Below are 263 nucleotides of genomic sequence, written 5' to 3'. Positions count from 1 at the left end.
CACAATGCCATGCATTGGTTTAGAAAGGATTTGAGACTTCATGACAACCCGTCACTCTGTGAATCACTTGTAAACTGTAGAACATTCCGCGCTGTTTACATCCTGGACCCAGTGAGTGCAAAAGCAGCCAAAGTATCTGCTAACCGCTGGAAATTTCTTTTGGAATGTCTCACTGATCTTGATAAGAGTTTGCGCAAGTGTGGATCGAGGCTGCATGTTATCCGTGGTCAGCCAACATATGTTCTCCCTAAGCTTTTCCAAGA

Annotated in this window: 1 protein-coding gene; it reads left to right on the top strand. The window is 44.5% G+C overall.

Going from position 1 to position 263, the window contains the following annotated elements; all coding sequences use genetic code 11:
• Positions 1-9: 9 nt before the first annotated feature.
• Positions 10-263: deoxyribodipyrimidine photo-lyase (locus tag ACYQ78_RS39710; RefSeq protein ID WP_459806161.1), on the top strand; the 254-nt coding region annotated here is incomplete at its 3' end.

It is taken from the genome of Herbidospora sp. RD11066, assembly GCF_054661255.1.
Note: the sequence above shows the minus strand (reverse complement) of the source record. Positions and strands in the feature narration are given on the sequence as shown.